Source organism: Pseudoalteromonas sp. TB64 (genome assembly GCF_000498095.1).
Taxonomy (GTDB): Bacteria; Pseudomonadota; Gammaproteobacteria; order Enterobacterales; family Alteromonadaceae; genus Pseudoalteromonas.
Genome location: NZ_AUTQ01000084.1, coordinates 1 through 6,895, shown reverse-complemented (window position 1 = coordinate 6,895; position 6,895 = coordinate 1). Strand labels below are relative to the sequence as shown.

Below are 6,895 nucleotides of genomic sequence, written 5' to 3'. Positions count from 1 at the left end.
TAGGGCGTGTTGATCTTTGCGGTATAAAAAACAAACAGCATGAGGATAAGGTATAATTGAATTCGCTAAAAAACGTTACACCGAACCCTCATGCCAAGATTAATGTTAACAGACGCGACATGGAATGTCTTATCAAAAGTAATGCACTTAAGTGGTCGAATTTATAATAAGCCTGAGCATAGAAAAACGCTCGAAGGCATACTCTATAAGATGCGTACCGGTATTCCTTGGCGAGATTTACCGTCTTATTTCGGCTCGTGGAGTGCTATCTATAGACGATTTAATTTATGGTCCAAAAAAGATATTTTGAATGAATTATTTCGTGTGTTATCCCACTATGCTGATATGGATTGGATCTTTATTGATGGCAGTATTGTCAGGGCTCACCAGCATAGTTGCGGTGCAAGAACCGCTGGCAATGAATCAATCGGTAAGAGTCGAGGTGGCAATTCGACTAAAATTCATCTTGCAGTAGATAGCGGAGGATTGCCTGTTTATTATGAATTATCCTGTGGAAATACGCATGATATCGTCCATGCAGAGTCACTTGTAGACAATTGCCCAACGAGTAATGTGGTTGTCGCAGATAAAGGCTACGATAGTGAAAAACTAAGAGAGTTTATTCGTGATAATAGCGCTACACCCGTTATTCCACGCAAGGATAACAGTTTAGTGGGTAATGAAGATATTGACTGGTGCATGTACAAATATAGGCACTTAGTTGAGAATGCCTTTGGTCGGATCAAACAATATAGAGGGATAGCTACAAGGTATGAAAAGCTTGAACGGAATTATCATTCCATGCTCGCTTTAGCATTTACTATGATGTGGCTACCAATGTGGGCTGATTAATATATATACTACAAAGATCAACAGCCCCTAGATTTTCAATAAATGTTTATTACTTGCAAAGTTTATATATAGCCAACACATCTGCTGCGCTAATTGAGTGCGCGCCTTTGTGGCTTGTGACCCTATTAACTGAGTGTATACGAACAGCGTCTTGAGCCATTTTTTTAAACTTCTCATCAGGAATGCTTACATCTCCCAATGTTAAAAACGAATTCGTACTCTTAAACCACTTAACAACTTCGGTTGAAAGCATTTTAGCGGCTTTAGCATCGTCAGTTTCGGTTACACCAAAACAACGCCGTGCTAGTTTAGCCCACCGATGCGGCAGTACGTCTGCTAAATATTCCAAATACGCAGGAATAATAATAACCATGCCACGACCATGCGGTAAATCGTAATGAGTGCTTAATGGCATTTGAATCGCATGCATCGACATACAATCTAAATGCTCTCGTGCTTTAAAATTTGAGCGGCTATATACAGAACAAAGAGCCAACTCTCCACGTACTTTAGCATCACCTAAATCATCAAGAGCTTTTTCAAAGTTATCCTTAACGCATAAAATCATTCCTTCCGTTGTACGGTCGGAAAATTCAGACTCATCCTCATCGCAAAGGTAGAGCTCTACTAAATGCGAAAAAATATCAATGCAGCTATCTTGAGTTAATCGCAGTGGCACAGAAGCTAAAATCTCTGGATCAACAATAGCTACTTTTGGTAAATAGTATGGCGAATAAGAAAGCGTTTTTTCTTTAGTTTCTGTGTTTTTAATTACCCCAGAAGCATTAACTTCAGAACCTGAAGCTGAAACTGTTGGAATAGTAATTATAGGAAACGCGCCTGTATATTCACGTCCAACATGTTCATTACATGTAACATAATCCCATGATTTACCACCAGAAAATGCAGTTGCAGCAATGTACTTAGAAGCATCAATAATGCTACCACCACCAAGTGCTATTATTAGATCGCATTTTTCGGCATTAAAAATTTCAACTGCTTTATCAATGGCTTGGGTACGAGGGTTAGGCTCAATTCCAGCAAATACAGTAACGTCTAAACCCGCAGCAAGTAATACACTTTTTACCTTATTAATCACGGGATCAAGAGCTGAGCCTGGGGTATAAGTAGCTATCATTACTTTTTTACCATATTGGGCTGCAATAGTACCGACTTCGCAAACCCTACCTTGCCCATAGATTAATTTAGTGGGAAAGCACCAATTAAAAGGTGTCATATTCGTTTACCTTACTTGTATTACGTTTTATTTTTTTAGTAAAACAAGTTACTGGTATAACCAATTTACTCACCACTTAATATTTAATATGCCACCAACAGTACAACCCATAAAAATATTGGTAAACAAACAAAGCAGACCAAATAATAGTTAACACAAACCAATCTGTCAACCAATCAAAGAGAAAGGCATTACCAAAACTTAAGCTGAATGACTTTTTAATACGACTAATGAGCCGAACAATTATTGATTTTAACAAGGTAAGTCTATTGCTCTAATACAGCCGGTAAAGTAGTTATAAGCACTTGGTTTTCCTTATTTAAAATAAGTAAAGTTACCCATAAAAATGCTCTTAGAATAAACTTACGCACATCAATAAAAGAATGTACCATGCAAAAATAATCGGTTGTAACCAAGGATAAACATGCAATCACCTTCTAAAGAATTTTTATTAGCCGTTATATGTGTACTACTCGCTATGATGACCATTCAATCTGGCGCATCAATTGCTAAACAGCTTTTTCCTATTGTAGGACCAGAAGGAACAACTGCCTTAAGGTTAGGCTTTTCGGCACTAATACTTTGCTTGGTATTTAGACCTTGGAAACACTTACCCGCAAAAGGCAGCCGCCTCCCTATTATCGTGTACGGTTTAAGCCTTGGTGGTATGAATATTTTATTTTATTACGCAATAGAACGAATTCCGTTAGGTATTGCTGTAGCGCTTGAATTTACGGGTCCTCTTGCTGTTGCATTATTATCATCGCGTCGCAAACGCGACCTATTTTGGGTTGCATGCGCCATTACTGGTATTTTGCTTTTATTACCCGATATGAGTGGGCAAGACAGCCTTGATCCAGTTGGTGTAATACTCGCTCTTGGTGCGGGTGCATGTTGGGCAGGTTATATATTATTTGGGAAAAAAACGGGCGTACAAGGCTCTGGTGGAGTAACTGTTGCGTTAGGTATGACAGTTGCAGCTATTGTACTAGTACCTTATGGCGGAATTATGCAAGGTGCAGCGTTTACCTGGGAAATAATTCCACTGGGGATCGGCATTGCTATTTTATCAAGCGCATTGCCTTATACTCTTGAAATGGTTGCACTGCGCAATATGCCCTCACAAGGCTTTAGCATAATGATGAGTTTAGAACCCGCTGTTGCATCGCTCGCTGGGTTAATTATTTTAGGTGAGTTGCTTACCTTGTGGCAATGGCTCGCTATTTTACTTGTTATTATTGCATCTGTAGGAAGTTCATTTTCTAATTCTAAAAAGCAGGCGCTTGATTAAAAAAAGCAGTCAAAATAAATAAAGTCACCCTATCACGTAGTGACTTTATTATATTCTCAGCGATAGTTTTTAACTAGCCGCTCTGCTTTGTTTTTTATTGGTAACCAAATAGCCAATCAATGAAATGAGCGGCATACCTGCAGCAACTAAAGCAATGCTATTCCAGCCTCCAGCTTCGTAAAGTGGGCTTGCAATTAAAGAGCCTACCGCTCCCAACAAATATGCTCGTCATATAAATAGCGTTTAAACGTGCACGGCTTTGAGGTTCTAATGCATATACTGCGCGTTGACCCAACACCATATTTGCTTGAACTGCAAAATCAATAAACACACCCGTTAACGCCAACACAATAATACCGTACGGCAGCTCAAATAAGCTTGGTAAAAAGCACAGCACCGCAATTATTTTTGCTAATAAAGACACCTGATGCGTATATCCCTTATCAGCCAAGCGCCCTACAATAGGCGCGGCTATAGCNCCGGCGGCTCCCACTAAAGCAAACAATGCTATTTCTGATTGCGATAAACCGTACTCGCGTGAAAGCACAACCGGCACACTGGTCCAAAACAAGCTAAACGATGCAAACATTAACGCTTGAAAAAGTGATCGTTGGCGTAAGACGGGTTGGCTTATCATTAACTGTTTTAACGATTTTAAAAGCTTAAAATACGTGGTTTTATGCGTAGGCTGCCGGCTTGGAATTGCAAAGTAAATTACGCTGGCAATAAATACCATACACCCTGCTGCAAAATAAAATACTGCACGCCAACCAAAATGATCGGCAATTAAACTCGATACAGGCCTTGCAAGCAAAATACCTAACAACAAACCCGCCATAATATTGCCAAGTACTTGTCCGCGCTTTTCATCAGACGATAAATGCGCGGCAAGTGGAATAAGCACTTGAACAGAAACAGAGCTAATACCTATCATTAAGCACAAAATAAGCATTACATTAGGTGTATCAGCTAAAGCAGTGCCAATTAAACTTAAAAACGACACAACTAACGTGATCAGCATTAATTTTTTATTTTCGACTAAGTCAGCCAGTGGCACTAAAAAAAATAGCCCCAAGGCATAACCTATTTGCGTAAGCGACACTATAAAACTAGCACTGTGTAGGCTTAATCCCACCTCAGGAGCAAGTAATTCAATAATTGGTTGAGCATAGTAAATATTGGCAACAATAAGGCCGCAACATAAAGCAATAATAGTAACGAGTGTATTGCTAAGTGGTTGCGGTGAAACGCCTATCTGATTCATGATTATCTCTACTTTACAAAAATAATAAAACCCAACCTGCAAACGCAGATTGGGTTTTTACAAAAAACTATGTTTTATTTTATTGGCGATGGCTGCCCATGTGGGCTTGAACGTAAATATTGTTTTGGTGCAGTAACTTTAGCACCCAACTCTGCTGCTGCATGCCACGGCCAATGCGGGTTATATAAAATACCACGCGCAAGCGCTACACCATCAGCTTGCTGCTCACTAATAATATCTTCGGCTTGTTGCGCCTCAGTTATTAAACCCACTGCTATAACAGGCATTTTAACAACCTCTTTTATAGCCGTTGCAAATGGCACCTGAAAATTCTTAGCCACCGGTATATCTTGTTTTGGGCTCAAACCTGCGGTGCTTACATGAATAAAATCACACCCTAATAAATCAAGAGCTTTAGATAATTCTATCGATTGTTCTAAATCCCAACCACCTTCAACCCAATCGGTTGCCGAAATACGTACCCCCACCGCTTTTTCACTAGGGAATACAGCTCTTACAGCTTTAAACACTTCCAGTAATAAGCGCATTCTATTTTCTAGGCTGCCACCATAATTATCGTCACGTTTATTTGAAAGAGGCGACAAAAATTGGTGTAACAAGTAGCCGTGAGCACCATGTAGCTCAATTAAATCAAGACCCAGTTCATCAGCGCGTTTAGCTGCACTAACAAAATCTTTAATTAACGAATTTATGTCGTCTTGGCACATTGCTTTTGGTACTGGGCTGGTATCGTCGTAAGCAATTGCAGAAGGTGCCACTGTTTGCCAACCGTTAACCTCATCGGGTGCAATAGCGCCAGTATCTTCCCATGGTTTACCCGTAGAGGCTTTACGACCAGCATGTGCTAATTGAATACCAATAGGCATAGGACTGTACTGTCTAACTGCTTTTAAGCTTTTGCCTAAAGCTTGTTGAGTTTCGTTATTCCAAAGCCCTAAATCACCATAGCTAATTCGCCCTTCTGGGTTTACTGCCGTCGCTTCTAAAATAAGTAAACCGGCTCCGCTTAAACTCAATTGACCTAAGTGTATTGTATGCCAATCGCTAGCAGCGCCGTTGTTGGCTGAATATTGGCACATTGGCGCAATAATAATACGGTTATCTAACGTTAGTTGCCCAAGCGATAAAGGTGAAAATAGTTGGCTCATTGTTAATCCTTAAAAACACGTGCGCAACGGCACGGACAAAATAAAAAAGAGAATACGAAGCGGCAATCAAACACGCTCACTCAATAACTTATACTGTCGCTTATAATATCGACTTAACACTCTAAATGGGGATCAAAATACACTTTAATAGTGCTGATAAAAGTATAAGTAATGACATTATGAGCTATCAATTTTTATGTAATAACTTGTTTAACAAACGCAGAACAAAGCCATCATTTAAAAATGCATGACTATTAACTTTTAATTAAGACTGTAATTTTTAACTAATTTGTACCTAATTAAACTAACTCATTGCTTATGTTACCTATTAATAAAATAGCAAAGCCAAATTAAATCCATATTTATTCTTTAAAAGTGAATTAAAATTCAATTTAGATGTTCCAAGCTACTTCACTCCCTGATAAACTACTTTACTTAATTAACTGATGTTAAATTTTTGAATCTGGGGATCAATTTTTATGTTTAAACCAAGCTTGTTAACCTTGGCTATTTCGAGCGCCGTTTCTAGCGTATTTTTATTACCAAATGTTGCACTTGCTCAAGAAGAAGTTGCCGCTAAAAACAAATCACTCGAAGTAATTGAAGTTACAGCAACAAGGCGCAGCGGCTCAGTGCAAAATGCACCATTAAATATCACCGCACTTGACGCTGATATAATGAAAGATCAAAACATTAGCGAACTTGCCGACATAGCACGCTGGGTACCTGGTTTAACAATTACTGATCAAGGTGGTCGCTCTGGTTCACCTATTATTGTTCGTGGTTTAAATACAAACTCTTCTGGACCATCATCAGATGGCGGCACGGTATCTACTTATATAAACGAAATTCCGGTTTCGGTAGATATGCGCCTTGTAGATATTGAGCGTGTTGAAGTATTAATTGGTCCGCAAGGCACACTATATGGCGCAGGTACTCTAGGTGGCGCAATTCGTTATATGCTAAAGCAGCCTGAGCTTGATTTTACATCGCTTGAAGTTTACGGCGACCTATTTCAAACCAAAGAAAGTGATTCTGTAGGCGGCGAAGGTGGCTTTATATTTAACCTTCCACTAATTGAA

6 protein-coding genes are annotated in these 6,895 nt (G+C 39.3%); 3 read left to right on the top strand and 3 right to left on the bottom strand.

Annotation, left to right across the window (positions count from 1 at the left end):
• Nucleotides 1-90 precede the first annotated feature (90 nt).
• Nucleotides 91-852, top strand: coding sequence for an IS5 family transposase (locus L647_RS0105290; RefSeq protein ID WP_024611512.1), 762 nt, complete (start codon nucleotides 91-93; stop codon nucleotides 850-852).
• 49 nt (nucleotides 853-901) lie between these two features.
• On the opposite strand, the gene L647_RS0105285 is transcribed toward L647_RS0105290, so the two are convergent.
• Complete coding sequence (locus L647_RS0105285; RefSeq protein WP_024610252.1) at nucleotides 902-2,089, bottom strand: iron-containing alcohol dehydrogenase; 1,188 nt, start codon at nucleotides 2,087-2,089, stop codon at nucleotides 902-904.
• 424 nt (nucleotides 2,090-2,513) lie between these two features.
• Here L647_RS0105285 and L647_RS0105275 point away from each other — a divergent pair, with 424 nt between their 5' ends.
• Nucleotides 2,514-3,380, top strand: coding sequence for a DMT family transporter (locus L647_RS0105275; protein WP_024610251.1), 867 nt, complete (start codon nucleotides 2,514-2,516; stop codon nucleotides 3,378-3,380).
• A 157-nt stretch (nucleotides 3,381-3,537) separates the two neighbouring features.
• On the opposite strand, the gene L647_RS01000000123680 is transcribed toward L647_RS0105275, so the two are convergent.
• Entirely contained in the window at nucleotides 3,538-4,644 is a 1,107-nt protein-coding gene (locus tag L647_RS01000000123680; RefSeq protein ID WP_253948834.1) for an MFS transporter, read from the bottom strand.
• A 74-nt stretch (nucleotides 4,645-4,718) separates the two neighbouring features.
• Nucleotides 4,719-5,813, bottom strand: coding sequence for an NADH:flavin oxidoreductase/NADH oxidase (locus L647_RS0105265; RefSeq protein WP_024610250.1), 1,095 nt, complete (start codon nucleotides 5,811-5,813; stop codon nucleotides 4,719-4,721).
• A 479-nt stretch (nucleotides 5,814-6,292) separates the two neighbouring features.
• On the opposite strand from L647_RS0105265, the gene L647_RS0105260 reads away from it, so the two are divergent.
• A partial coding sequence (locus L647_RS0105260; RefSeq protein WP_029880385.1) for a Plug domain-containing protein occupies nucleotides 6,293-6,895 on the top strand: 603 nt, incomplete at its 3' end.

Coding starts and splice junctions, on each gene's coding strand:
- L647_RS0105285 (WP_024610252.1), bottom strand. CDS start 2,089: ATGACACCTTTTAATTGGTGCTTTCCCACTAAATTAATCTATGGGCAA.
- L647_RS0105290 (WP_024611512.1), top strand. CDS start 91: ATGCCAAGATTAATGTTAACAGACGCGACATGGAATGTCTTATCAAAA.
- L647_RS0105265 (WP_024610250.1), bottom strand. CDS start 5,813: ATGAGCCAACTATTTTCACCTTTATCGCTTGGGCAACTAACGTTAGAT.
- L647_RS0105275 (WP_024610251.1), top strand. CDS start 2,514: ATGCAATCACCTTCTAAAGAATTTTTATTAGCCGTTATATGTGTACTA.